Source organism: Pseudomonas sp. BIC9C (genome assembly GCF_034541995.1).
Lineage (GTDB): Bacteria > Pseudomonadota > Gammaproteobacteria > Pseudomonadales > Pseudomonadaceae > Aquipseudomonas > Aquipseudomonas fluorescens_CC.
In genome coordinates this window covers 77,608-102,848 of record NZ_JAWDGM010000001.1, presented here as the reverse complement: position 1 = coordinate 102,848, position 25,241 = coordinate 77,608, and the positions used below count along the sequence as shown (strand labels likewise).

General features: G+C 57.7%; 23 protein-coding genes. 9 read left to right on the top strand and 14 right to left on the bottom strand.

Translation table 11 applies throughout. From position 1 onward, the window contains the following. Positions 1–56: 56 nt before the first annotated feature. The gene (locus RS887_RS00480; protein WP_416339944.1) at positions 57–1,229 is read right to left on the bottom strand and encodes a DUF2252 domain-containing protein; all 1,173 of its coding nucleotides are present in this window, start codon (positions 1,227–1,229) and stop codon (positions 57–59) included. 266 nt (positions 1,230–1,495) lie between these two features. Then, on the bottom strand, positions 1,496–2,713 hold the full coding sequence (locus tag RS887_RS00475) for a patatin-like phospholipase family protein (protein WP_322613991.1): 1,218 nt from the start codon (positions 2,711–2,713) through the stop codon (positions 1,496–1,498). 537 nt (positions 2,714–3,250) lie between these two features. Between RS887_RS00475 and RS887_RS00470 the strand changes: the two genes are divergently transcribed. Continuing rightward, entirely contained in the window at positions 3,251–4,576 is a 1,326-nt protein-coding gene (locus tag RS887_RS00470; protein WP_322613990.1) for a lytic transglycosylase F, read from the top strand. Positions 4,577–4,821: 245 nt separating this feature from the next. Here the strand turns inward: RS887_RS00470 and RS887_RS00465 are convergent, their stop codons facing one another. The 3 genes from RS887_RS00465 to RS887_RS00455 all read right to left on the bottom strand — a co-directional run bounded on the left by RS887_RS00465 (position 4,822) and on the right by RS887_RS00455 (position 7,713). Beyond that, a complete protein-coding gene (locus RS887_RS00465; RefSeq protein WP_322613989.1) occupies positions 4,822–5,292 on the bottom strand; it encodes an alpha/beta hydrolase in 471 nt (156 codons plus the stop codon). Positions 5,293–5,430: 138 nt separating this feature from the next. Next, positions 5,431–6,693, bottom strand: coding sequence for an NADH:flavin oxidoreductase/NADH oxidase family protein (locus RS887_RS00460; protein WP_322613988.1), 1,263 nt, complete (start codon positions 6,691–6,693; stop codon positions 5,431–5,433). A 24-nt stretch (positions 6,694–6,717) separates the two neighbouring features. Further along, positions 6,718–7,713, bottom strand: a complete 996-nt coding sequence (locus tag RS887_RS00455; RefSeq protein ID WP_322613987.1) for a GMC family oxidoreductase — start codon at positions 7,711–7,713, stop codon at positions 6,718–6,720. A 184-nt stretch (positions 7,714–7,897) separates the two neighbouring features. Here RS887_RS00455 and RS887_RS30460 point away from each other — a divergent pair, with 184 nt between their 5' ends. Then, positions 7,898–8,095 carry a DUF6632 domain-containing protein gene (locus tag RS887_RS30460; protein WP_322615235.1) on the top strand — a complete coding sequence of 66 codons (198 nt, stop codon included), beginning with the start codon at positions 7,898–7,900 and terminating at the stop codon, positions 8,093–8,095. A gap of 269 nt (positions 8,096–8,364) precedes the next feature. On the opposite strand, the gene RS887_RS00445 is transcribed toward RS887_RS30460, so the two are convergent. The 7 genes from RS887_RS00445 to RS887_RS00415 form a co-directional block, all read right to left on the bottom strand. Then, positions 8,365–9,993 carry an AMP-binding protein gene (locus RS887_RS00445; protein WP_322613986.1) on the bottom strand — a complete coding sequence of 543 codons (1,629 nt, stop codon included), beginning with the start codon at positions 9,991–9,993 and terminating at the stop codon, positions 8,365–8,367. A gap of 9 nt (positions 9,994–10,002) precedes the next feature. Next, complete coding sequence (locus RS887_RS00440; protein WP_322613985.1) at positions 10,003–10,755, bottom strand: enoyl-CoA hydratase/isomerase family protein; 753 nt, start codon at positions 10,753–10,755, stop codon at positions 10,003–10,005. 2 nt (positions 10,756–10,757) lie between these two features. Then, the gene (locus tag RS887_RS00435) at positions 10,758–11,999 is read right to left on the bottom strand and encodes a CaiB/BaiF CoA-transferase family protein (protein ID WP_322613984.1); all 1,242 of its coding nucleotides are present in this window, start codon (positions 11,997–11,999) and stop codon (positions 10,758–10,760) included. Further along, positions 11,996–12,742 (bottom strand): enoyl-CoA hydratase/isomerase family protein, encoded by a 747-nt coding sequence (locus RS887_RS00430; protein WP_322613983.1) that lies wholly within the window; start codon positions 12,740–12,742, stop codon positions 11,996–11,998. The genes RS887_RS00435 and RS887_RS00430 overlap by 4 nt, the downstream gene beginning before the upstream one ends. A gap of 14 nt (positions 12,743–12,756) precedes the next feature. Continuing rightward, a complete protein-coding gene (locus RS887_RS00425; RefSeq protein WP_322613982.1) occupies positions 12,757–13,722 on the bottom strand; it encodes an NAD(P)H-dependent flavin oxidoreductase in 966 nt (321 codons plus the stop codon). 3 nt (positions 13,723–13,725) lie between these two features. Beyond that, the gene (locus tag RS887_RS00420) at positions 13,726–14,259 is read right to left on the bottom strand and encodes a MarR family winged helix-turn-helix transcriptional regulator (protein WP_322613981.1); all 534 of its coding nucleotides are present in this window, start codon (positions 14,257–14,259) and stop codon (positions 13,726–13,728) included. Between the two features lie 65 nt (positions 14,260–14,324). Beyond that, complete coding sequence (locus RS887_RS00415) at positions 14,325–15,704, bottom strand: aspartate aminotransferase family protein (protein WP_322613980.1); 1,380 nt, start codon at positions 15,702–15,704, stop codon at positions 14,325–14,327. Between the two features lie 249 nt (positions 15,705–15,953). Between RS887_RS00415 and RS887_RS00410 the strand changes: the two genes are divergently transcribed. The 7 genes from RS887_RS00410 (at position 15,954) to RS887_RS00380 (ending at position 23,324) form a co-directional block, all read left to right on the top strand. Next, positions 15,954–17,009, top strand: coding sequence for an ABC transporter substrate-binding protein (locus RS887_RS00410; protein WP_154910133.1), 1,056 nt, complete (start codon positions 15,954–15,956; stop codon positions 17,007–17,009). A gap of 25 nt (positions 17,010–17,034) precedes the next feature. Next, the gene (locus RS887_RS00405) at positions 17,035–18,105 is read left to right on the top strand and encodes an ABC transporter ATP-binding protein (RefSeq protein WP_322613979.1); all 1,071 of its coding nucleotides are present in this window, start codon (positions 17,035–17,037) and stop codon (positions 18,103–18,105) included. A gap of 44 nt (positions 18,106–18,149) precedes the next feature. Beyond that, positions 18,150–19,070, top strand: coding sequence for an ABC transporter permease (locus RS887_RS00400; RefSeq protein WP_322613978.1), 921 nt, complete (start codon positions 18,150–18,152; stop codon positions 19,068–19,070). Next, on the top strand, positions 19,070–19,897 hold the full coding sequence (locus RS887_RS00395; RefSeq protein ID WP_154910135.1) for an ABC transporter permease: 828 nt from the start codon (positions 19,070–19,072) through the stop codon (positions 19,895–19,897). The genes RS887_RS00400 and RS887_RS00395 overlap by 1 nt, the downstream gene beginning before the upstream one ends. 113 nt (positions 19,898–20,010) lie before the next feature. Beyond that, positions 20,011–21,531 carry an amino acid permease gene (locus tag RS887_RS00390; protein WP_322613977.1) on the top strand — a complete coding sequence of 507 codons (1,521 nt, stop codon included), beginning with the start codon at positions 20,011–20,013 and terminating at the stop codon, positions 21,529–21,531. After that, positions 21,528–22,319 carry a glucose 1-dehydrogenase gene (locus tag RS887_RS00385; protein ID WP_322613976.1) on the top strand — a complete coding sequence of 264 codons (792 nt, stop codon included), beginning with the start codon at positions 21,528–21,530 and terminating at the stop codon, positions 22,317–22,319. The genes RS887_RS00390 and RS887_RS00385 overlap by 4 nt, the downstream gene beginning before the upstream one ends. A gap of 93 nt (positions 22,320–22,412) precedes the next feature. Then, on the top strand, positions 22,413–23,324 hold the full coding sequence (locus tag RS887_RS00380) for a helix-turn-helix transcriptional regulator (RefSeq protein ID WP_322613975.1): 912 nt from the start codon (positions 22,413–22,415) through the stop codon (positions 23,322–23,324). Positions 23,325–23,422: 98 nt separating this feature from the next. Here the strand turns inward: RS887_RS00380 and RS887_RS00375 are convergent, their stop codons facing one another. Continuing rightward, a complete protein-coding gene (locus RS887_RS00375; protein ID WP_322613974.1) occupies positions 23,423–24,235 on the bottom strand; it encodes a cupin domain-containing protein in 813 nt (270 codons plus the stop codon). Between the two features lie 2 nt (positions 24,236–24,237). Beyond that, positions 24,238–25,200 (bottom strand): hydroxymethylglutaryl-CoA lyase, encoded by a 963-nt coding sequence (locus tag RS887_RS00370; protein WP_154910140.1) that lies wholly within the window; start codon positions 25,198–25,200, stop codon positions 24,238–24,240. Positions 25,201–25,241 lie beyond the last annotated feature (41 nt).

Genomic DNA, 25,241 nt, shown 5'->3' with positions numbered 1-25,241 from the left:
CAGTCGGTAATGCCAATTGGCGCACGGGACAAAGGCAACCACTTGGATCGGTTGCATTAATCCTCCTCTCTCAGCGCTTTGATACGCCCTGATTTCTCTGCCGCAACCAGCGCTGCATGGTCCTTTGCATTTTGATCGGCATAGGTCAGGGCAAATTTGCCGATGGCCTGGTCGAAGGAGTCCGATTTGCCCAGATAGCCGCTAATCAGCGCAGCATCCCCGGATTTGGCGTGGGCACGGGCCAAGGTGAGACCGCACAACTCGGCGTACATCTTCATTTGTGCGCTCGACGCCCCCTCAATAGGCGCGGACATTTTCATGTCCCGTAACTGACGTACGAAGAATTGTCGGCCTCTTTCACCTTGGGTCCAGCCCAAAAAAATATCACTGGAAGACTGCATCAGCCGCTGTCCCGTGACAACGCGCTGACCTTGATTTTCGTAGACGCTCTTGCCCGCGTAAGGTGCCAGAACGGAGGGACAGGCTTCCTTGAATTGCAGGAGCAGAGGGTGGTTTTCTGCGGAAAAAAACAGACCGACAAAACATTGCGTGCCGACGCTGCCGATCCCGACTGCTTTGACGGCAAAGTCTTCGAGACGGTAACGATCGAAGAGCACGCGTCGTTCATCAGGCAGAGATAATCGATAGACTTGCAGAGCCAGCTGAACTCTATGCTCAAACTCCTTTTCATAAACGTGAAAAAGCACAGGTGGCTGATCGATCAAGCGCCGTCGTCCCGCGACTTCGCTGCTTATCGTGGGATACAGATATTCGCCTACACGTAGTTTGGCCTTTGCCAGCAATTGCTCCCGATTTTTTTTGACTTTGGCATTGGGGGACATGGCGATGATCGTTTCGGCATCCATGCGGTCATACCATATCTCCAGCGGACTCAGCTTAGACAGTTTGCGCAGGCGTTCGCGGTAAGCACGAACACATTCGACGGCAATAGCCCGGGCTTCTTTGTCGCTGTGTCGGTTATCACGTGCAGCCACGACAAAACTGATAGCCAGACGTTTGACATCCCATTCCCAGGGCGCGGGAAGCGTTTCGTCAAAATCATTGATGTCAAAAATCAGATTGCGCTCAGGTGTCGCAAACAGTCCGAAGTTCAATAGGTGGCAATCCCCGCAGGCCTGCACCCGAATGCCTGTGTTCGGGGCAGTGGCCAGGTCATGAGCCATCAATCCCGAAGAGCCGCGCAAAAAAGTGAATGGACTACGCAACATGCGTCCGTAGCGGACAGGCACCAGATTAGGCAGCCGATACCGGTTGGACTCTTCAAGCAGGTCGATAGGGTCGCGGTGTTTGCGTGGCGGTTTCCATACCGAGTGAACCGAGTGTGGCACGCTCTCGCGTAATAGCTCACCTGCATTCAGGCGTTCTTTGCGCGAATGAAAGACTGGCGCGTCCTCCGTGACTTCCGCTATTTTTGTCGTACCTTTGGCTTTTTTGCTAGGAGACATTTCCACTCCTTTGCTCAACGAAATCGAACTTATTTTCCCATTGCTATTGCACCCGGAGGAGCAAACCCGGGCGGCACTTTGACCCACGGGAAGCCCTGTAACGCCATGTCATAACCGGTGGCGTAGAGCTTGCGCATGTACTCGTTGTCGAACTCTTCCTTGTGGGGGAAGTTGAAGCTCGCCGGTATGAACCCGAGATTGAAGTTCACACCGTCGCGCTGGGTGGTGGCATAGATCCGGTAGAGGTCGCCGATGCCCTGGCTGTGGATCAACGAGGTGATCGAGCGCCCAGCGATGCTCATGGTGCTGCGCTCGACCTGCGCCCAGTCCGGATCGAGTCGCGCGTTGCGTATCACGTAGAGTTTACGCTCGCGGGTGACTCCTGCTTTTGCCGCCTCCTCGTTGATACGGATCCCGGTCGGATAAGCGAATACCTGCGCCATGATGCCGCCGTCCACGTGCATTTCCTGATAGGGTTTACCGTCGACTTCCACGTCGATCATCATCGGCGGAAATCCTCCCGGAATCGAGGCGGATGCGATCATGATTTTCACGAAAAGATCCAGTGCCTCAGGACCACCATAGGTCGCGATTTTTCCCATGTCCCAGATAATGGGGCGACGCGCATCAAGGTCTGCGGTAGCGACCAACAGAAAGCGGCCCTTCGTGTACTCGGCGGCGACCTCCTTGAGTATGTCCTCGGTCACCGAGTGGCGCGTCAGCTTCAACAGTGGCGCGTTGTCCGACATTGCGTCGCTCAAGACGCCTGAGATAAAGCTGCGCGGTGCAATGACGTCTTTGGGCGATAAGGTAGTATAGACTCGCTTCAGCGTTGCGTCGTACTTCGGCCCGAGAAAGGCGAAAGGCGCAATCAGCGCGCCCGTGCTGATGCCGGTAACGAGTTTGAATTCAGGGCGCTTTCCTGTAACCGTCCAGCCATTCAACAATCCTGCGGTGAACGCGCCATTGTCACCACCGCCCGAAATTGCCAGATATGTCGCTGGCGGCATGGGCCCCTTGTGCCCCTGCTTGACGAAGTAAGCCTGTTCCCGCTGCAGCGCTTCAAACGCGACTCGGGTCAGCTCTGTCATGTCTCCGCCACCGACATAACGCACTCCGGTCATTCCCGGAATCTGCGCTCTCGCCGTCAACGCGGACGGCACTGCGGGAAGGCGAGGCGGCGTCATGGTGCAGCCTTGCATCAGTACGAGCAGCGCGACAATCAGACTGGTGATTTTCATGGTCATCTATCGCTCGATCCGCTTGCCCGTGGCGTCGATCCATCATCCGTAGCATCCGTCTGATGGGTTGATTCAACGATCGTGTACAGGTGTCGACTGCTTCGAAGCGACTGGTATCTTGACGTCAAGCGGTCATTCCCTATGCGTCCTGATCGTTTGCAATAGCTGGAACGATAGCACTGCTGAACCGTTCCGCTATTGTGCAACCTCCAGATCGAGCCTCCGTCACCCTGGCCTGGAACTGCTGTCATCACTGAACTAGGCTTTGCTGTGTTCTTCTGGATGCATGGTCTTGGCCATCTTGGCAAATTAGACGAAAGCAACGTGTGGAGATCTGACCATGTTGGGAGCGAGCGATCTGGTATCACACCGTACTCCTACACGCTCAGCGCTGATCATCCACGCCGTTGCGGCGCTCGCGTTCGCTCTTTTCACCGGCCCGATCCATGCCGCAGTCGAGGCAGAGTCGTCCCCCCAGGCACCGCCGCGTGAGCACTCACCCTCTCGACCGAGGCCGCGCCATGGACCGGCGATCTCGACGGGATGATCGATCGACGGGTCATTCGAGTCCTGTCGGTCTACAGCAAGACTTTTTATTTTGTCGACAGAGGGGTCCAGCGCGGTACGACTTACGACTTTTTTCGCGTATTCGAGGAAGATCTGAACAAGCAACTGGCCAAGGATAACAAGCTGAAGAATAAGGCTCTGAAAGTGCGAGTGGTGTTCATTCCTGTCGCTCGGGATGAGCTGCTGCCGGCGCTGGCTGCCGGCAAGGGCGATATTGCGGCGTCTAACCTCACCGTGACGGAGGAGCGCAGGAAGCTGGTTGATTTTTCCTCGCCGATCTATCGCAACGTCAGCGAAGTAGTGGTGTCCGGTCCCGACTCGCCCGCAGTGTCCAACGTGGAAGAGTTAACGGGAAAGGTGGTCTTCGTTCGCAAGTCCTCCAGTTATTACGAGAGCCTGATGGCCCTCAACCAGCGCTTCGCCAACGAAAAAAAACCTGCGGTAATCCTCAAGGAGGCACCGGAGGCCTTGGAGGACGAGGATCTGATCGAGATGCTGAGCGCCGGCATGATTCCACTCATCGTCGTGGACAAGCACAAGGCGGATTTCTGGAAGAAGGTCTTCCCGAATATCACGGTGCATGATCAGGTCGCCTTACGCTCCGGCGGCGAAATTGCCTGGGCGATCCGCAAGGGTAGTCCGCAGCTCCAGGCCGCTGCCAACGATTTCATTGCTCGCCACGGCCAAGGGACCACCATCGGGAACACTATTCTGGCGCGTTACTTCAAAAACGAAAAATATGTGAAGGCCTCTGTCTCCGAGTCCGAACGCAAGAAATTTGTCGCATTGGTTCAGTACTTCAAGCAGTACGGGGACAAGTACGATGTGGACTGGTTATTGATGGCAGCCCAGGGATACCAGGAATCTCAACTGAATCAGGCAGCCAGGAGCAAGGCGGGCGCCATTGGAGTCATGCAGGTTATGCCTGCCACCGGCAAGGAGCTCGGCGTCGGCAACATTGCGCAAGTCGAGCCAAACATAAACGCCGGGATCAAGTACATGCGTTGGATGATCGACCACTACTACGGCCAAGAGCCCATGACCAACCTGGACAAAGCCCTGTTCGCCTTCGCTTCCTACAATGCAGGCGCAGGCAAAATTTCCAAACTACGCAAAGAAGCCGCCATGCGTGGACTGGATCCGAACGTCTGGTTTCACAACGTTGAGTATGTTACCGCCGAGAAGATCGGTGCAGAGACGGTTACCTACGTTAGTAATATCTACAAGTACTACATTGCCTACCAATTGATCACGCAAGCCCAGGCGGCGAAAGACGAGGCGGCGCAGAAGTTGAAAGACTAGAGCAAAGAGGCGTTTTGACTGATCAATCCTCCTTTAACCGCCATTGTGCTGATGATGCCTACGTGAACCCTGGACAGGGTGCGTAGGTGTGCCTCCCTGTCCTCTAATTTAGGGTAGTGTCGCCGCTGATGCGGAATTAACCCAGTTGCCGAAGTTTCACTGACCCTAGCTCCTACTTTCTAAACCATTGCCAACGCGGGATTTTTACCAAAGATGCTTGGGTAATCAATGTGTCGGCATTTGGATCAATTTAGCATCAGCGACAACAGTGGTGCAGCTTCCAGCACTCCAGGGTCTGAGTCTGGATTACCGCCACGCGGACCTGTTCCGAGCAGCATGAGTTTGCGGACGAGCTCGGGATGGCGTCGTGTCAAGTCCTGGGCTTGAAAACCACCGAGTGAGAATCCTAAAACATCGACCTTGGTTAGGCCTAGCGAGCGGATTACCGCAGCAGCGTCGTCAGCCATATGTTCAATCCGGCTGCGCGGCTTTCCGGAAGAAGAGGCGATCCCGCGACCGTTGTAGAGGATGACTTCGCGCCCGGCAGCTAGGCCATCCGTCATAAGTGGATCCCAATGATCCATACCGCCGCGAAAATGCTGAAGGAAGAACAGGGGGGGCTGCCCAGACGTATTATTGCCCCAGCGGCGAAAAGCAAATTTATCACCATCGACTTCCACGAAACGGGTGGGGGCGGAGAGATGTGTATCGGTCATGTCGGAGTCTTCCAAGTGGTTATTGTCATGATAGATAAATCGTATTTTATTGCCGTCAAGGCCTTGGCCCGGGCGGGATGCGCAGCAGCGATCGTTACCAGTCGACTCTCGACGATCGACCACTCCCGAGTATTGGGCTCATGCCCGCAGGCGCCGTGTACGGAACGTGCCCCAACCGCTCTTCATCACCGATTTGAAAAGCGCCCACAGTCCGCTTTCGTTGGGGTGCGGATCACCGCCATTGGTGATTCGTTTGAGCTGTAGCGTGTACCAGAAAATTTCCATGATCCCCATCCGATCAATTTGTTTGATGCCTGTGGTGATCGGCCGCACGCGCTGTGGACTGTCCTGCCCTTGCAGCAGGGCCGCCGGTGCATCGGGATCGATGGCCAATAGCCGCGCGAGGCCAATGACATCGAGCGCTCCGGAAAGCAGTGCAGCGTTCATGGCCGCGGCACTGCGAAAACCGCCAGTAACCATCAAAGGCACCTTGATTGAGGCGCGTACCTTTTCAGCAAACTCAAGAAAGTAGGCCTCACGCGCTACGGTGGAAGCTTTTTTGGTCTCCTGGAGGCCGCCGCTCATGGCTGGAGCCTCGTAGGTGCCTCCTGAAATCTCAATCAGGTCGATGCCTGCTTCTGCGAGCGCATGAATCGTCGCCATTGATTCCTCTTCGGTGAAGCCTCCGCGCTGGAAATCGGCCGAGTTGAGCTTGATACCGACAGGAAATTCGGCACCGACCTGACGACGAATCTCGGCGTAAACGGCCAGCACGAAACGCCGCCGCTTTTCCGGGCTGCCACCCCATTCATCGGTCCGTCGATTGTGGTGTGGCGACAGGAACTGGTTGATCAGATAACCGTGCGCACCATGGATTTGTACACCGCTGAAGCCAGCTTTCTTACAGATGGCTGCACTGTGCCCAAAGCGCCGAATGATGTCTTCGATCTCCGCGGTCGTGGCTTCGCGTGGTGTTTCAAAGAACGAGGCCATGTCTTCGCGGAACGGGACAGCCGATGGTGCGAGGTTGCTGTCATTCAAGCCTTTGGTCGACTGCTTTCCGGGGTGATTGAGCTGCACCCAGATCGCCGCTCCCTGCTCGGTTGCTGCACGGGCCCACTGTTTTAACACAGGCAGGTCTGCCTCATCCTCGATCACCACGTTGCCCGGTTCACCCAGTGCGCGTCGGTCGATCATTACATTACCGGTCATGAGCAAACCAATACCTGATGCAGACCAGCGTCGGTACAACTCGACCAGTTTCAACGTCGGGTGATTGTTGTAGGTACCCAGCGCTTCGCTCATGGACGCCTTGGCCAGGCGGTTTCGAAAAGCGCTTCCGTTCGGGAGTTGCAAAGGCTGGTTCAGCAGATTTACTTCCTGCGAGGATGGGATGGTCATGGCGAATTCTCTGAAAGGGCAATTTCAAGATGGAAGGATGTTGAGCGAGAGCGGATCCGAGGCCCGCTGGAACTTCGACGATTGAGACTTAAGGTCATGGTCGTAATGGGTGTCCTTTGTCGGGATGTATGACATGGCGTGTTCGGCCAGTGCGGTGATCGTCAGGCTTGGGTTGACGCCCAGGTTGGCACTGAGCATCGAACCGTCACAGACCAGTAGGTTTTGATAGCCGAAAACGCGGTTTTGGACGTCCATGACGCCGCGCTCTGGCGAGTCGGCCATTGCACAGCCCCCCATGCAGTGCGCTGTGGTCGGGATGTTGAACAAAATCTCGGATAGAAAGGTTGTAGGTATGCCGCCGAGTGCTTTTGCGCCCTTTTCGGCAAAGGCATTGGCCTCTGGAATGAAGGTAGGGATGGGGCCGCCCTCACTGGAGAGCTGTTTTGTGAACGGCCAAAACCAGCGACGCTTGAGCCGCATGTTGAGAGATGCGTCTACTGACTGCATCACCAGCAATAACATGGTCTGACGCGCAAAACCGACGGGGTTGTGCACGAGCAGTGCCTGCATTGGATGTTTGAGCAGCGTCCACAGCCAGGTAAAAATCCGTGTCCACCCGGCGCGTCCGCCACACAGCAAGGTCATCATCAAACCTATTGCATCCGAGCCTTCCGGGTAGCGCACAACTCCGATATGTGTACGCTCATCGAGATAGATGCTGCCGCCCCCCGCCAGTCCTGGCGACATGCTCTTGTCCGATGCGGGGAAGCGTACGCCGATAAGGGACTCGGCATTAGTGCGTACACGTTTTCCAAGGTCGTCGCTGATGCGCGGCAACGATCCGTTTTGCTTAAGCCGGAACAACAATTCCATCGTGCCCAGCGACGAGGCTGCGAAGACTACACCGCGGCAGCGGAAACTGCGGCGCTGTTTGTCGAACCAGACGGTCGAGCACTCGGTGAAGACTTCGTAGCCGTCACTGCCGTCCTCCTTGCCGTTGAGTGGCCGTACGTCGACCACCTTGGTCTCGGCAAAAACCTGAGCACCACGCTTTTCTGCGAGATAAAGGTAGTTCTTATCGAGTGTGTTCTTGGCGTTGTGTTTGCAACCCTGTTGCTGCTGATGCGAAATTGACCCAGTTGCCGAAATTTCACTGACCTAGGCTGATGTTTCGTGAACTGTTACCAGTGCTGGATTTTTGCCATTGGTATTGGGTCAGCGTTGCGTCGGCAATTGGGTCAATTTCGCATCAGCAGCAACAGTCCAGGCGGTCATCCAGTCGGGGCAAATGGGGCACTTGGCAGGTGACGTGCCGGCGCTCTTCATCGTGGCGGCTGCCTTGGCCATCTTGACGCCTCGCTCGAAATTGGCCGCTCGACCCCGGACACACAATATGGTCTAGGAGCAGGTTTGACTGTCAGGATCGAGACGAAAATCGCGTTGGTCTGCTGATCAATGAACGCGACAAATTTTACGTAGCAATGCAGTCCTCAAGAGTGCCCGCGATTTTTTTCACAACCTGTGGCGTTTTCTGCCTGTCACGCCTGACCGGTTTGGGTTGTGGACTGCCTGGCACGATCCCCGGTTTCCCTTTTGCGGGTGGGCCAGGCCATTAACATTGAAGCTGTTCGATTGGTAACACTTTTCAGGTTACCGCTCAGCCCGCAGTATTCACGCGAGCCCAAGTTGGTGAATGGCAAAGTCGCGTAAGCGGTTTTTCTGGATCTTGCTCGATCCGGTCATGCCGATGCTTTCGAAGTCTTCAACAATGGATAGATAACGCGGCACCTTGAAATTGGCGCAGCGTGCCTTGCAGAAAGCGATCAAGTCTTCGCTGCTGGCGACGCTTCCTTGCTTGAGGGTGACATAGGCCGCAGGGACCTCTCCTAGTCGCGGGTCTGGCACGCCAATCACTTGGGCCAGTTCGATAGCAGGGTGTTTGAGCAGCACTTGTTCGACCTCCAGCGGCGAAACATTCTCGCCACCGACGCGGAACATATCCTTGAGTCGACCGATAAACTGCAGGCGGCCGTCCGCAGACAGAGTTCCGAGGTCTCCGGTATGCAGCCAGCCTTCGCGCAAGGTGGACGCTGTCTGTTCGGGAAGCTTGTAGTAGCCCTTCATCAGGCTCCAGCCGCGAGCGCAGATTTCACCCGGTTGGCCCGCAGGCAGAGGCTGACCGCTGGTGGGATCGCAAACCTGAATATCCAGTCCGGCATGGGTGGTCATGGAGCCATTGAGCCGCAAATCGAGCGATTCGCGGAAATCGGAGAAGACCAGGTTCGGTGAGGCTTCCGAGAGTCCGTACGCATTGCAAATGTCCTTCGCGCCCATCTTCTCGACGACGTCATGGAGGATCTGCGGACTGGCAGCCGCCCAGCCGCCGCGGAGGCACAAGCGATGGGTGTTGAAACCGGGCTCGGCCAGCATCATCAGAAACATGGTGTCGTTGCCTGAGGTCAAGGTGCACCGCTCGCGTTCCATGATCGCCAGCGCCTGAACCGGGTCGAATGTCGCGGCGGTGACCAGCGTGGCGCCATGAACCAGTGCGACCAGCAATGACATGGTACTGCCGGCCACATGATAGAACGGTCGTGGACTGAAATAGCGATCTTCCGAGCGCACGCCCATGCGAACGGCCACACACTTGGCAATCCCGAGCATCGAGGCATGGCTGAGCATGACCCCTTTTGGAAAAGCGGTGGTTCCCGAGGTGAACTGGATCAACAACGTATCGTCGGGCTCGACTCGTGAGCGTGCGGCGGTCAATTCAATGGGCTGAACATCGGTACCGAGTTGAAGGAAGGCGGCCTCGCTCAGTCCTGCTTGTGGTACTCGTTGGCCAAAAACCACCAAATGCCGTAGCAGCGGTAGATTGTTCCCCGGCAGCGTGGTGTGTATCGCCGGTTCGACATCCCCGAGCATGCCGACGAAGTCAATCTTGTCGAGGAAAGTATCGACGCAGAACAGTACCCGAATATCTTCGTGATCCAGGCCGTAGCTGAGCTCCTCACTGCGAAAGCGCGTGTTGAACGGTACGCATACCAGGCCGAGCGAAGCAGCTGCGTACCAGAGCACCGCCCATTGCACGGAGTTACCCATCAGCAGGCCCACATGTTCGCCTCGTTGCAGGCCCAGCCCGAGCATGGCGCGAGCCGCGTTGTCTACTTGATCAAGTAACTGGCGATAACTCAGGCGGCCGTCTTCGGCAACCAAGGCGTCGTTGTCGGGGTGGTGCCGGGCAATGTCATTCAATACTGTCCAAAGGGGGCCGGGCAGCGGGGAAGTCGATACAGTCATGGAAGTTCCTCAGACGAAAGATGTCATGCCGGCACGCCAGGTGCCTTCAGTCAGGTTGTCCTCGATGGCGAGGATCTCGTGGGCCAGGGCGCCAAAGCGACTGTCATCGGCGCCCTTGTCGATGGTGCGTTTGGCGCTGCGGATGGCGTGCGTGGGGGCCGAGGCGATCTCCCGAGCCAGGCTGTCGACATATTTGTCGAACTCAGCGTGAGGCAGCACCTGATTGACCAGACCGATGGATTTGGCTTCCTCGGCACTGACCTCGCGCCCGGTGAACATCAGTTCTTTTGCGATTCGCCTGCCAACGATGCGTGGCAGCCGTTGTGTGGCGCCGACGGTGCCCCAGCGAGCCTCCGGGTAGCGGAAGCTGGCCTGGTCGCTGGCGACGATGAAGTCGCAGGCGCTGGCAATTTCACAGCCGGAGCCCACCGCCGGGCCCTGGACTAGTGCAATCACCGGTATCGTCAGGTCTTCGAGGGCGGCATACAGGGCGAAGGCCTTGATGCGTCGAGCGCGGATCTGGTCTTCATCCATGTCCTTGCGCTCTTTGAGATCGGCACCGGCACAGAACACTGGACCATTGGCGCGCACCAGCAGTACGTGAACATCGGTGCGCTTGCTGACTTCCCGGATAGCCAGGTGCAGTTCAAGGCAAAGTTGCGTGTTCAGGGCATTGCGTGCCTGCGGACGATTGAGGGTCAGGGTGGCGATGTTTTGCGCCACTGTGAGGCTGGCAACTGAGGTCTGATCGGGCTGAGTCATTTTTATACTGCTCCGCAACGGTGCAAGGCGTCGATGTCTTGCGAGTTGTAGCCAAGGTCCAGCAGCACTTTGTCAGTGTGTTCGCCCAGCAGGGGCGGGCGGTTCGCCGTGGGGTTGTCGTAACCATTGAACTGAAACGGCAGCTGAATGGCCGGGAAGAGCCCGCTCTCTGGATGCTCGAAGTCGGCAAACACGCCGCGTGCGCGCAAGTGCGGGTCGACCACTACCTCGTCTAGCGTTTTCAGAGGGCCGGCGGGAACACCCGCCGCGTCACAGGCAGCGCAGAGTTGATCGCGAGTCAGCAAGGCGATGGCGTCCATCAAGATCGCCATCACTTCGTCGCGGTGCAGTACACGGCCACTGTTGTGTTGCAGGCGCGGATCAGATCCCAACGATTCCAGGCCAAGCAGGGCGCAGAGCGGATGCCAGTGCTGATCGGCCCCGGTAATGTGTACATAACCGCCATCGGCACATCGGAAACTGGCCGACGGGACACGGCCAGGGTGCTCGGTGCCGAGACGCTCGGGCACTTCATCCAGCGCAAAGTAACGGGCGGCCGCCAAGGCCAGCAGACTGATTTGGCCGTCCAGCATGGAGAAATCAAGGTAGGCGCCCGTGCCTTCTTTTTGCCTGCCTTGAAGCATGGACACGATGCCCAGTGCAATCCACAACCCGGAGCTGAGGTCTGAAACCGGTATCCCTGGTTTCACCGGGCCGCCATCTTTCTCGCCGGTGAGACTCATGATTCCGCTCATGGCCTGAAACACGGTGTCGTAACCCTTGCGACTGGCATAGGGTCCAGTCTGGCCAAACCCGGTGCAGGAGACGTAAAGCAGGCGTGGGTTGAGCGCCTTGAGCACTGGCCAGTCCAGGCCGTATCGCTTGAGTGTACCGACCGGGAAATTCTCCAGGATCACGTCGGCTTCTCCGGCCAGCTTGCGGACTATTTCCTGGCCTTCGACTGTGCGCAGATTGACCGTGATTGATTCCTTGCTGCGATTGAAGGCATAGAAATAGGCACTGCGTTCACGTCCCAGCGCTTCGGCCTGGGCATCCTCGTCCAGGTGGTCAACGTTGTCGCCAGCCTGGCGTACAAAAGGTTCATAGCCTCGGGTCTCGTCACCGTCGAGTGGCTGTTCGACCTTGATCACCCGGGCGCCAAGTTCAGCGAGAATCATCCCGGCAAAGGGGCAGGCCAGGACGCGCGCCAGCTCCACAACCGTTACACCTTCCAGGGGTTTCATGCTGGCGACTCCGTTTGGCGAAAGGCACGCATCTGGGCATTCAATTGCTGACCGATCTTCAGGCCTTCGCTGAAGGGCAATTCAGTGACCCGGTGGAAGATGCTCTTGGTGGCCTGCATTGCCTGCAGTGGATGGGCGGCGATCTGCTGAGCCAGCAGTAGCGCCTCGCCAGGCAAGTCGGCGTCGGCCACAACCCGGTTGATCATGCCCAGTTGCCGAGCCTCATGAGCATCGAGGGTTCGACCGGTGGCGACCAGATCGAAAGCGGCCTTGCGCCCGACATGCTCGACCAGCCCGGCCATCACGATGGCCGCGACGATCCCGTGCTTGACCTCCGGGTAACCGAACCGCGCGCTTTCGCCAGCCAGCGCCAGATCGCAGGACAAAGCCAGCCCGCTACCGCCGCCCATGGCGTAACCATTGACGGCGGCGATCACCGGTTTACTCATCTGTTTGACCAGACCTTGCAATTCTGTGGTCAGCGCGGCGCGACGTTCGACCAGCGATTGATTGTCCGGGGTCAGCACCTTGAACTCGCGGGTGTCGGCCCCCGCACAGAAACCACGGCCCGCACCGGTGACGATCACCACCCGAACCGACGGGTCTGCATCGGCATCCTTCAGGGCCTGGACCAATCCCTCTGTGAGTGCGAAGTTCAAGGCATTGAGTTTATCCGGGCGGTTGAGTGTCAGCGTCTGTACGCCATCCCGGGTTTCACGCAAAACGACCTGATGTTCGGTCATATAAAGTGCTCCTGTCAGGGCTGCATGGCGCGCAGGCGGGCGAGGGCCTGTTCGAGTTCTTCGACGAGTGATTGCATGATTGCGGCGGCGGGCAGCAGTTGATGGATCAGCCCGGCACTTTGTCCTGCTTCCACTTTTCCATTGCTGACATCGCCGTCATACGAGGCTTGTTTCAAACTGGCCGAGGCCAGCAATGAGGCATAGGCGTCGGGGGCAGCCTGTGGCATGCCGTCGCGCTCGGCCTGTTCAACGCGTTCGGTAAAGGCATTGCGCACGCTGCGTACCGGCAGTGCGCCGCGCCCGACCAGGACGGTGTCGTCAATGTCGGCGTCGAGTACTTTTTGCTTGTAGGCGGGGTGCAGGAATGCTTCCTCCGACAGCATGAAGCGCGTGCCTAACTGCACGGCGTCCGCACCCAGGGCGAGCAGCGCGGCAATGCCATATCCGTCGGCGACTCCGCCGCCGGCCACGAGGGGGCAGTCGACTTCCTGCAATACGCGCCGCACGTTGACCAGCGTGCTCACTTCATTGGCCGGCGGATGCCCACCGGCTTCACTGCCAACGACGACCAACCCATCGACTCCCGCAGCGGCAGCCTTGCGTGCGTGCTCGACAAACGCGACGACGTGAAGCCAGGTCGCACCGTAGTCCTTGAAGCGCTGCAAGTGAGCTTTCGGCGAACCTTGGCTGGCAATGATGACCGGTACCTGTTCGGCCACCAGTAAATCCAGTACTTCGTCAGCGCCTTTGCGGTACAGCGGGATGTTCACGGCGAAGGGTTTGTCGGTCAGCTCACGCACCTGACGGAGCGTCTGTGCAAGGTCGGCCAGGCGCATCGGTCCTGCGGCGATCACGCCCAGGCCACCGGCATTGGACACGGCGGCGGGCAGGGCTGCGCAACTGGATGCCCAGCTCATGCCTGCCTGAATGATCGGGTAGCGGATGCCGAGTAACCGGGTCAGGCGGGTGTCGATCGACATGCTTCATTCCTCATCATCATTCTCCGGACTCAGGTTGTACGGATTGTTTTTCTTGAGTTCGCCGTAGTACTCGAGGCTGTTGTTGTAGACGCGATGCATCAGTTCACGCAGTTGCTTGAGCTCGCTAGCCGATAGGCCGCTCAACATGCGTTCGTTCCGCTCGTTGGAGTCATCGAGAATTCGGTCGACCATCTCCTTGCCTTCCGCACTCAGGCAGAGCAGTGCGCTACGCCCGTCCTCAGGGTTGGGTTGGCGCTCGATCAACTCTCTTTTTGTCAGGTTGGTGACGATCCTGCTCATCTGGCTCTTCAACACACTGGCATGCTTGGCGACTTGAACCAGCGGCGCCTGGCCGAGGTAATCGAGAATCGCCAGGGTCCGCCACTCAAGCACCGTGATGGCGAAATGCTGGGGGATGGTCATCGCTGCGATACGACTCGACAGGCCGGCCAGACGTTGCAACTGAACAGAGAACAGGTCGCGCATGTCCGTGGTGATTTCAGGTTCTCGAGCGGCGGCGGCTGTAGTTTTTTTCATAAGGCACCAAAGGCTATCTGGGGAAAGGAATTAGCCTCTCATTGTTCGGGAGTGCAGACCTGAGCTCAACCGTTGAAGCGTGATTGCTGGCGCAATAACGCCAGACTGGCATCCAGCCCTTTGGAGAAGGCTGCAAGCACCAGGTCGACTTCCGCGTCGGTGATGATCAACGGAGGTGCGAACACCACGCTGTCGTTCAGGGAGCGGGCAGTCACCCCATTGGCTTCGGTCTGCTGAGACACGCTCAAGCCGACTTTCCACTCTTTGGGGAATGCGGCCTTGCTGGCCTTGTCGGCCACCACCTCGACACCCCACATCAGGCCGGCACCGCGTACTTCGCCCACCAGCGGATGGTCGGCCAGTTTGCGCAGGCCAGCACCCAGGCGTGCACCGACTTGCTGGGCGTGCGCCGGCAGTTGGCGCTCTTCATAGATATTCAAACATTCCAGTGCAACGGCCGCCGGGACCGGATGGCCGCCATAAGTAAAGCCGTGACCGAAGATGCCGATTTTCTCGCTCTGGCTTTTCATCGCCTGATACACCGGCTCGGAAATCAGCAATGCGGAAATGGGCAAATAGGACGCCGAGAGTGCCTTGGCGCAGGTAATCATGTCGGGCTGCAGGCCGAAGGTTTGCGAGCCCCACCAATTGCCGGTACGACCGAAGCCACAGATGACTTCGTCGGCGACCAGCAAGATGTCGTGGCGCTTGAGCACCTGTTGGATTTTTTCGAAATAGCCAGCGGGTGGAGTGATCACGCCTCCGGTGCCCATCAGCGGTTCGGCGAAAAATGCGCCAATCGTATCGGCACCTTCGCGCTCAATCAGGGTTTCCAGCTCTGCTGCCAGGCGGGTGGAGAACGCTTCTTCGCTTTCACCCGGCAGACCCTCGCGGTAGTAGTGGGGGCAGGTGACATGCAGGAAACCGGGCAGCGGCAGGCCGAAGTCCTGGTGCAAGTGTGCAAGGCCGGTGAGGCTGGCACTGGCAATGGTTGTGCCGTGATAAGCGCGATTACGGCTGATGATTTTGCGACGTTGTGGCTGGCCAATGGCGCTCCAGTAGTACCAGACCAGTTTGATCGCGGTGTCGTTGGCTTCAGAACCTGAACAAGCGAACAACACTTTGGACATTGGCACCGGTGCCAGCGAGATCAAGCGTTCTGCCAACTGGATCGCTGGTTCGGTCGAGCGGTGCGCAAAGTTCTGGTGATAGGGCAGTTGCTTCATTTGCCGCAACGCGGCTTCTTCCAGGCGCGTCTCGCTATAACCCAGCGCGGCACTCCACATGCCCGACATGGCGTCCAGATACTGCTTGCCTTGGTCATCCCAGGTGTAGATGCCCTCACCACGGACCATCACGGTCGGACCGACCTTTTCGTGGTTGGCCAGGTTGGTCTGGCTGTGGATGTGAAAAGCGATGTCGCTGGCGTGTAATGAGCGTGACATGGCGGTACTCCGTTCGGGTCGTGCGACTTGCGTCGTGGGTGCAATTGTTGTTGATGGGGCGGCTTCAATATGGTTGACAATGTGAATCATGTGGTTCATGTTGTCAACTATCTTCTGGTGCTTCAAACGGAAGATGAGCAACGACCGGGGACACGGTCGAGCTGATGGAAAGCTGCGCTAAGGTTTGATCTTTATCTCTGCCTAATAACAAGTCAGCGCTCAGCGGGCGCTAGAAACAGGAGATGGAAAATGTTCGACACCCTGAAGTTTTCAGCAGTAAGGCGACATGTGTTGGCGGTTGCGGGCGCAGCGTTGATCGCTCCGCAGGTTTGGGCGGCCGATCCGTCTACAGTGACCGTCGCAGGCTATGGTGGTGGTCTGCAGGATGCATTGATTGCAACGCTGTGGAAGCCAGCGGCAGAGAAGGCTGGGTTGAAGCTGCGGACCGAGTCGCATGACGGACAACCGGCTGTACGACTGCAAGTGCAATCTGGCAAACCCGCCTGGGATGCCATTCATATCGGCGCCAATGACTGTGCGGCATTGTCCAAGCAGGGGATGCTCGAACCCTTGGACTACTCCGTGATCGATGCCAAAGGCATACCTGAACTGGCGCGGGACAAGAACTGGATCGCTACCAACAGCTATTCAGTGGTCATGGGCTGGCGCACCGACAAATTCAAGGTCGGCCCGAAGAACTGGAAAGAGTTTTGGGACGTGAAGAAGTTTCCAGGTCGTCGTGCGCTTTCCGTCGCACCGGATGAAATGCTTGAAGTGGCCTTGCTGGCCGATGGCGTGCCGCGCGATCAACTCTATCCCCTGGATATCAAGCGTGGCCTCGCTTCGCTGGAAAAGATCAAACCTTACGTCGCTGTCTGGTGGACCTCCGGTGCTCAATCCGCGCAACTGATCAAGGATGGCGAGGTCGATCTGATCGCGATCTGGAGCAGCCGTGTCGATTCTGTGGTGAAAGACAAAGCACCGGTGGCCTATACCTATGAAGATGGCCTGCTCGGTTATGGCTGCATGGCCATCCTCAAGGGCGCCGGGAATGCGCCGGGGGCGCAGAAGCTGATTGCCAATTCCGTATCTGCGCCGATTCAGGCCCGAATTCCGACCATGATGGGCTACTACGGCCCGACCAATAGCCTGGCTTTCGATCAACCTGGTGTTCCGGCCGATGCACTGAACAGCTCCAACATGTCGCCCGACAACAGAGCCAAGCAGGCGCTGATGGACCCTCGCTGGTGGGGCGACCATGTCACAGATGTTCAGGAAGACTACAAAGAGTTGATCGCACGGTAATTGGTTTTTTGTGGAGGTCGGAGTTATGCAAGGCAATATTGCGATTCGGGATGTCTATAAAGGTTACGGATCATTTACTGCGATCGATCATGTATCCCTGGACGTCAATCCTGGTGAGTTTCTTACCCTTCTCGGCCCTTCAGGGTCGGGGAAAACGACCTTGCTCAATGTGCTGGCCGGCTTCATTCGCCCGGACTCGGGAAGCATCAAGGTCGATGGCGTAGAGTTTTTGGATTGTCCGCCACATAAACGGGATATCGGCATGGTGTTTCAGAACTATGCGCTGTTCCCGCATATGACCGTTGCAGAAAACGTTGCTTATCCCTTGCGCTTGCGCAAGGTCAGCGGCGCGGAGCGAACCCGTCGGGTCAAAGCGTCTCTTGAAATGGTGCAGATGGATCATCTCAGTGAGCGTGGCATTCATCAGTTATCGGGCGGTCAGCGTCAGCGTGTCGCGCTAGCCAGGGCCATGGTGTTCGAGCCGAAAATCATGCTGATGGACGAGCCGCTTTCAGCACTCGACAAGAACCTGCGCGAGCACATGCAACTTGAGCTCAAGCGCCTGCATGCCCGATTGGGGATGACCACGATTTATGTCACCCACGATCAGAAGGAAGCCTTGACGCTGTCCCACCGCATTGCGGTGTTGAACAAGGGCAAACTGGCGCAACTGGATACCCCGGACGCACTCTACGAGCGTCCGCTTGATCGTTTTGTTGCGGGTTTCATTGGCGAGAGTTGTTTTTTTCCCGTGGGGGAGAGTGGTGATGCCGTCCTGTTCCAGGGACGGGCGCTGAAACTGCCGTTGGGCACGGCGCTCAGGCATTCACAACGCCGAGTGCTCATGGTGCGACCTGAGCGCCTGCAATGGCAGGCTCCGGCGGATGCCAGCGCGATGAACCGGATCGATGCAGTCGCACGCGACGTGGTGTATCAGGGCGACAGTTATCACGTCGGTCTGGTGTTACCTGACGGTAGCGAGCTCACGGCTCGCCATCAAAAGGGCTTTCGTGATGTCGCGGTACCGACACCCGGTGCTGCGGTTCAGCTTTGGCTGCATGCCGAGGACACCTTGCTGGTGACGGAGGGCGCATGAATGCCGATCTTCCCCCTCGTCAAAAGCTCCAGAGGGTCACGCCCATGAAACAAGTCAGTCTTTCCGCTCGCACCGGCGGCGCTACCATCGGAGGCGAAGACCCGATGGTCCATCGCCTGGCGATGGCCGAACTCAAGGAACGCTGGGCGCTGCTTTCCCTGACGTTGCCGGGCTTCATTCTGGTGTTTGTGGTGTTGGCGGTGCCCTTGGGGTGGCTGTTCTGGTTGTCGGCCTTCGACAGTAGCGGTGCGCTGACCCTGGACAACTACCTGCGTTTGCTAAGACCTGTGTACCTGAGCAGCTTCATCATTACCTTTCAGATGGCGTTCTGCGTCACGCTGATTTGCGTGCTGCTGGGATATCCACTGGCGTACCTGCTGTCGCAACTGCCCGAACGCGCCAGCCAGATCTGCATGGCTTTCGTATTGCTGCCGTTCTGGACTTCGATTCTGGTTCGTACCTACGCCTGGTTGGTGTTGTTGCAGCGCCAGGGGATCATCAATAACTGGTTGCTCGATCTGGGCCTGATCCATGAGCCACTGGCGCTGGTGAACAACTTCTTCGGAACCGTCATCGGCATGGTCCACGTCATGTTGCCGTTCATGGTGCTGCCGCTCTACGACAAGATGAAAAACATTGATCCGTTGTTGATGTCGGCAGCGGCCAATTGTGGCGCCACACCGGCCCAGGCGTTTCGTCAGGTCTTTCTGCGATTGTCGCGGCCTGGACTGGCTTCGGGTATCACGCTGGTCTTTGTGATTTGCCTGGGCTTTTACCTGACACCGGCATTGTTGGGCGGTGGCAAGGTGTCGATGTGGTCGATGAAGATCAGCGACACCATTGCCCTGTACGGTAACTGGGGCGCCGCGAGTGCACTGGGAGTGGCCTTGCTGGTCGCCACGGTGTTGATCCTCTGGGGCATGCGTAAACTGTTCGGGCTCAACGAACAAGGGAGGAACGGCTGATGTTCAAGCTCAATCAAGCGGTGACGCCGACGCAGATTACCCATGCACACCGGCTCTGGTTATACGTCCTGGTCGGGTTGATCCTGTTGTTCTTGATCATTCCATGCCTGATTGTGATCCCGATGTCGTTTTCCGCCTCGCAGTACCTGGAGTTTCCGCCACGGGAGTGGAGCCTGCGGTGGTACGAGGCTTATCTGGGATCGCCGGAATGGATGATGGCGACCTGGGTCACGGTGAAAGTGGCGGTGATGTCGACCTGCATCGCTACGGTATTGGGGACGCTGGCAGCCTATGGCCTGTCGCAAGTACGCGGTGGCGCGGCGAAGCTGGTCAATAGCCTGATGATGCTGCCGATGCTGGTGCCAATCATTCTGGTGGCGGTGGGTGTGTTTTTTGTCTATTCGCGTACAGGTCTGAACAATTCCATCACCGGCCTGGTGCTGGCGCATAGTGTGCTGGCGATACCTTTTGTGCTGATTGCGGTGGGCAATGGTCTTCAGGGGTTCGACATGAATCAGGAAATGGCCGCACGCAGCCTGGGTGCTTCACGTCCCTGGGCCTTTCTGACGGTGACGCTGCCGCAGCTGCGACTATCGATCTGTTCCGGCGCGCTGTTTGCCTTCATCGCGTCATTCGATGAGGTGGTCATTGCGCTGTTCATTGTCGGCGGCGAAAGCTCCACGCTGCCCCGCCGGATGTTCGCCAATATCCGCGATCAGATCGATCCGACCGTGGCCGCGGTATCGACCTTGATGATTGTCCTGTCGATCCTGTTACTGGTGGCGATGCAGTACATCAAGAGCCTGGAGCGTCGTCAGCAGCATTGATGCGGTTCATGCCCTGTCGACATGTCCCTTTGGAGACATAGGCAGTTGACGTTGTGCATCCGAAGATGACGTTCGGGGAATTTGCCCTGAACGAGATATTGGAGGATCACCGCGTGGACAGACCGATAACATCAGCGCCGACGGCGGCCGTTACCCCGTCAGGGATCAGCTATCAAAGTGTGGAAAGCGGTTACTTTGAACAACGTCGCCTGCAACGTCATGCAGGCTTTTTCACCTTGCTGATTCTTGGCGTCGGGGCGGTGGTGGCGGGTCAGTACTCCGGTTGGAACCTGGGCTTGGCACAAGGCTTCGGTGGCATGGCTTTAGCCTTGCTGATCATCGCCTTGATGTACCTGTTTCTCTGCTCGTCAATCGGTGAAATGGCGGCTGCGCTGCCGCACACTGGTGGTGCCTACTCCTTTGCTCGTACCACGATGGGGCCTTGGGGCGGATTCAGCACAGGGCTTGCGGAGAACATCGAATTCATTCTGGCCCCGGCCGGCAACATGTTTTTCATGGGCGCCTACCTGACTGCCATTTTCGGTACCGGACCCGAGTGGCAACCTGTCTGGTGGGTGGTCGGGTATGCCTGCATGTTGCTGTTGTCGAACCGGGGCCTGGGGGTGTCGATGCGCGCTGTCGTGCTCATCACGCTGGCGGCAGTATCGGTGTTGGTGGTGTTCTTTATCGCGGCTTACCCGCATATGGATTTCGCCGGCAAGGCCTTGAACCTTGCAACTGACGCAGCTGGAAAGCCGATTGAATTGGAGGGCGGTAACGGGCCATGGCTGCCGTTCGGCCTTACAGGCGTCATGCTTGCGTTGCCGTTCGCCGTTTACATGTTCCTGGCCATTGAGCAATTGCCGCTGACTGCCGAGGAGTCGCACAACCCGACCCGCCATTTGCCGCTGGCATTGGTCTGGGGCACTGTGATTCTTGCGGTACTGGCGCTGGGCGTGTTGTTTTTCAGTGCATCGATCGGCGGCGGCAGCTTTTTCATGAGCACTTCGTCAGAGCCGTTGCTCGATGGCTTCAGGGAGCTGTTCGGGCACACCGCGAGCAAGCTGTTGTCAGCGGTGGCAGTGCTGGGTCTGGCGGCGTCGTTCCTGGCGGGAAGCTTTGCCGCGGGACGCAATATCTACTCGCTGTCTCGCGCCGGTTACTTGCCGACAGGGCTTTCGGTGACCCACCCGACCCGCAATACCCCCAACATTGCTCTGGCCACCGGGGCTGCGGCTGCATTGAGTATCCTGATGCTGTGCTGGTTCACCTTCGGCAAGGATAACAACCCTTTGATGGGCGGGATCCTGGTGAGCATGATCGTGTTCGCCGGAATGATTTCCTACATTTTGCAAAGCGTCGCCTATATTCGTTTGAAGCGCTCCTTTGCCAGTTTGCACCGGCCTTATCGCAGTCCTTACGGGATATTCGGGGCGATTGCGGTGATCGTGATTGCATTGGCGACGCTGATTTATCAGTTTCTCGATCCTCTGTACAAATGGGCTGCACTCGCTGCCGCCTGCTGGTACCTGATCGGGATGGCCTATTTCGCTTTCTACCGTCGTCATCGCCTGGTGTTGTCACCTGAAGAAGCATTCGCCGTGAGTGGTGGCCGTGAAGGAAATCCGCAATGAGTAAAGTCAAGCAATTGCAAGGCAAGGGCCGTCTGGCCGGCAAAGTGGCCATTATTACCGGCGGAGCCGGTGGATGCGGCGCCGCCGCAAGCCGGCTGTTCGCCGCGGAAGGAGCCAAGGTGGTCATTATCGACTTGAATGGCGATGCCGCCGTCAATCTCGCGACGCAGATCATTGCCGATGGTGGTCAAGCGTTTGGAGTGGGGGCCGATGTCTCGCAGGCCGTCCAGGTGCGTGAAGCCGTTGCGCGCGGGCTGGCTGAATTTGGCCCGGCGGATGTGCTGTTCAACCACGCCGGCACGTTGATCGTAAAACCCTTTCTGGACGTGCAGGAGCATGAGTGGGACTGGCTTTTGGCGGTCAATGTCAAAAGCATGTACCTGGTGACCCAAGCGGTGCTTCCACAAATGCTTGCCAAGGGGGCCGGCAGCATCGTTTGCACCTCGTCGATTTCCGCGCAATACGCGACCCCGGGGGAGGTCGTGTACAACGCGAGCAAGGGCGCTTGCCAGATGTTCGCACGCGCCATAGCCGTCGAGTTTCGTGACCGGGGGATTCGCTGCAATGCGGTCGCACCGGGGTTTATCCGCACCCCTCACGGCGAGCGGGAAATGCGCGACTTGCAGGCCATGGGCGTGGATGCCAGTGAAGAGGCGATCAGCCTGCAACAGGGCCGTCTGTGCGAGCCTGAAGAGGTGGCCCGTGCAGCACTGTTTTTAGCCAGCGACGAGGCATCATTTGTAAGTGGTACGCAGCTGTTCGTGGACAACTGTTTTTCCGCTGTCTGAGTCATCCGTGGCAGGAAATGTGCTTGTTTTTTATCGCTGGATTCAGGGTGCGCCTATGCGGTTCGGCGCACCGGATAAAAACAAGGAGATGGCATGGCAACTTCAGTTTCGCAGCCTGGGTGTGGCATGGAGGCCACGCCTGTTCTTGGCACATGGCACGCGGCGACGCCCGGTTTGGTTGCACAATTGCAGTGTGATGGCTTTACCCCACAGTTGGACGAAGCTCTGCAGGCTCTGGTGATTTTCGACCAGAGCTGTGTGCTGTTTTACCCGTCGGGTGGCTCGCCACTGTTACTGCACGACAACCTGCAAGGCATTTCCGAGCCTGGGGCGATGCATAACTACCTCAGCGGGACTTACTTGCTGGATCCGGTCTACACGGCCTGTGCGCATGGCCAGGCGACAGGCCTGTACCGCATGAGCGAACTGGCCCCTGACGCCTTCTTCGAGGGTGATTATTTCAATTCGCCGGATGTGCATCCCTGCATCTCGATGCAGTCAGGCACGTTGTCCGAAGAAATCGTATTCATCTGCGCTTTGCCAGGCGTTGGTCATCTGGCCTATTCATTGATGCGATTGAATGCCTCTGCGAAGTTTTCACCTGCGCAGATTGAAGCTTTGCAAAGCTGCCAGGCAATGGTCGCTGTGTTGTTGCAACGCCACTACCAGGGCGTTGGCGCTCACGTCGATGACAGTGCGCTGGCTTTGAGAGAGCATCTGAACAGCGCATTTTCGCGTTTTGCCGCTGATCAACTGACCCCTCGTGAACAATTGATCGTCAGCATGATCCTGCGCGGTCACTCCAGCCTGTCGATCTCGCTGCACCTTGGCATCGCTGAAGGCACGGTGAAAAACCACCGCAAACACCTCTATTGCAAGCTCGGCATTTCCAGCCAATCCGAGTTGTTTCATCTGTTCGTGAATTTTGTACTCAGTCACACAGCGAGTATGCCGCTCGCCATTGCAGGTAGCGCGATACAGTTCCAGGAAGCATTTGCCAGTTAAGGCGCCTGGGATTTACCCGCTTTTTGCGATGAATTCAGCGACCAAAAAAAGCACGGACAGAGGTCCATGCTTTTTTATTCTGTCCGGATGCTGACAGGTCACTCGAAGTAGATGGTCTTGGCCGAATCGTACGCCGGTGCATCGAAGCTGATGAACAGCGCCGATTGCTGACCCTCGACGTAATACTTGTGTGGGACATTCTGCGGGATGGAAACGTAATCGCCGGTCTTCAGAATGCGGTCCTCGGTCGGGGTTACGACCCGTGCACTGCCGCTGAGAAGGATCAGTGAATGATCGGCGTCGGGATGGCTATGGTTTTTTAACTCGGAGAACATTTCTACAAGATTCACGCGCTTCTCCGGCGTTTTTATCAGCGTCCAGCCTCGGTCACTGGGATCATTCCAGCCGGGAGGACTGGTCATCACTGATTGTTGTTTCTTGACGACGGGAGTGGGGCCGGAACTGTTTGTCGAGAAATCAGCAGCGGTGGCCTTTGCCATGTCGATGGTGGGCACATCAAAACCCAGTAGCAGGACTTTCTCCTGGTTTTGCGGGGTCATCTGGTAGGCCTGGCCGGGAGGAATCGCCACGTAATCGCCTGCTGTCGCGGTGACTTTCCGGTCAGCGAAATGGAACAGCACGGTGCCCTGCAAAACGATCAGCGTGCGCTCGCCGATGTCATGGCTGACAACCGGCGATTGTTGGTCGAGCTGGACCAGCGTGGTACGTGACGATGCGGTTTTGTGCATTTCCCAAATCTGCTGGCCGAGCAGGGTTTCGTTCGCCGGGCCCCTTATCAAATCGTCCCGTTCAACCAGCAGCAACTTATCACTGGCGAAGACCGGTGTTGAAAGCAAAAGCACCCCACAGATCAATCGGGTTTGCCGCGCAACAGTGTTGAGACTGAGCATTTCTACACCTCTTCGTTGGATGATGTCGTTTGGGAAACAGTGGTGGGCAACAGTGGATTCAACCCACTGCGCAGGACCCGGCTATGCAGTTCACGGCCAAGCGCGGCTTCGCATTCGGCGGCGACGTCGAGCAGGCGGTCCAGGTCTATACCTGTGCGTACGCCCATCGATTCCAGCAGGTTGACCCAGTCTTCGGTACTGACGTTGCCGGTGTGTCCGCCGCCATACTTGACCTTGGCCGGATGGCCGCCGACACCACCGAAGGCGCAGTCGTACCAGGTGACCCCAGCTTCGAGCGCGGCGACGTAATTCACCAGCCCGGTCGCGCGAGTGTCGTGGAAATGAGCAATCGGAGTGATCTCGGGAAAGGTCGCAAGCACGGCACTGAACAGGCGCTTGACGCTCTGCGGCGTCGCGACACCGGTGGTATCGCCAAGGGTGACGAACTTCACGCCGCGCTTGGCAAACTGCTCCACATCCGCCAACACGCTGGCCTCGCTGACGCGACCCTCGAACGGACAACCAAAAGCCACGGATACAGTACCGATCAAGCGGAATTGATTGAGGGCCTTTTCGGCCATCTGCTGAATATTGAGCCATTGATCTGCACGGCTGCGCTTAAGGTTTTTCAGCGAGTGCGACTCAGAAGCGGACACCAGTAAACTGATTTCATTTGCGCCATGCCCGGCAGAGAGGTCGCCGACAGCTCGCTCGACGGCTCGCACGTTGGCGCAGGTCGCTTTGTAGAACACGCCGGCCCGACGCTGCAGGGTCGCCAACAGAGAACTGGCATCGGCAAATTGCGGAATCACGGCAGGATTGGAGTAGGACGTCGCCTCGACCCTCTGAAAGCCGATTTCGGCGAATCGCTCCACCAATCGGCGTTTTGTGGGTGTGGGCAGAAAGTTCGGTTCGTGCTGCAGACCGTCGCGGGCGAAGCATTCACACAGAGTGACGTCTCTCATTGGGACCCCTGAGGTGGTAACGGAACATGGTTGACATGGTG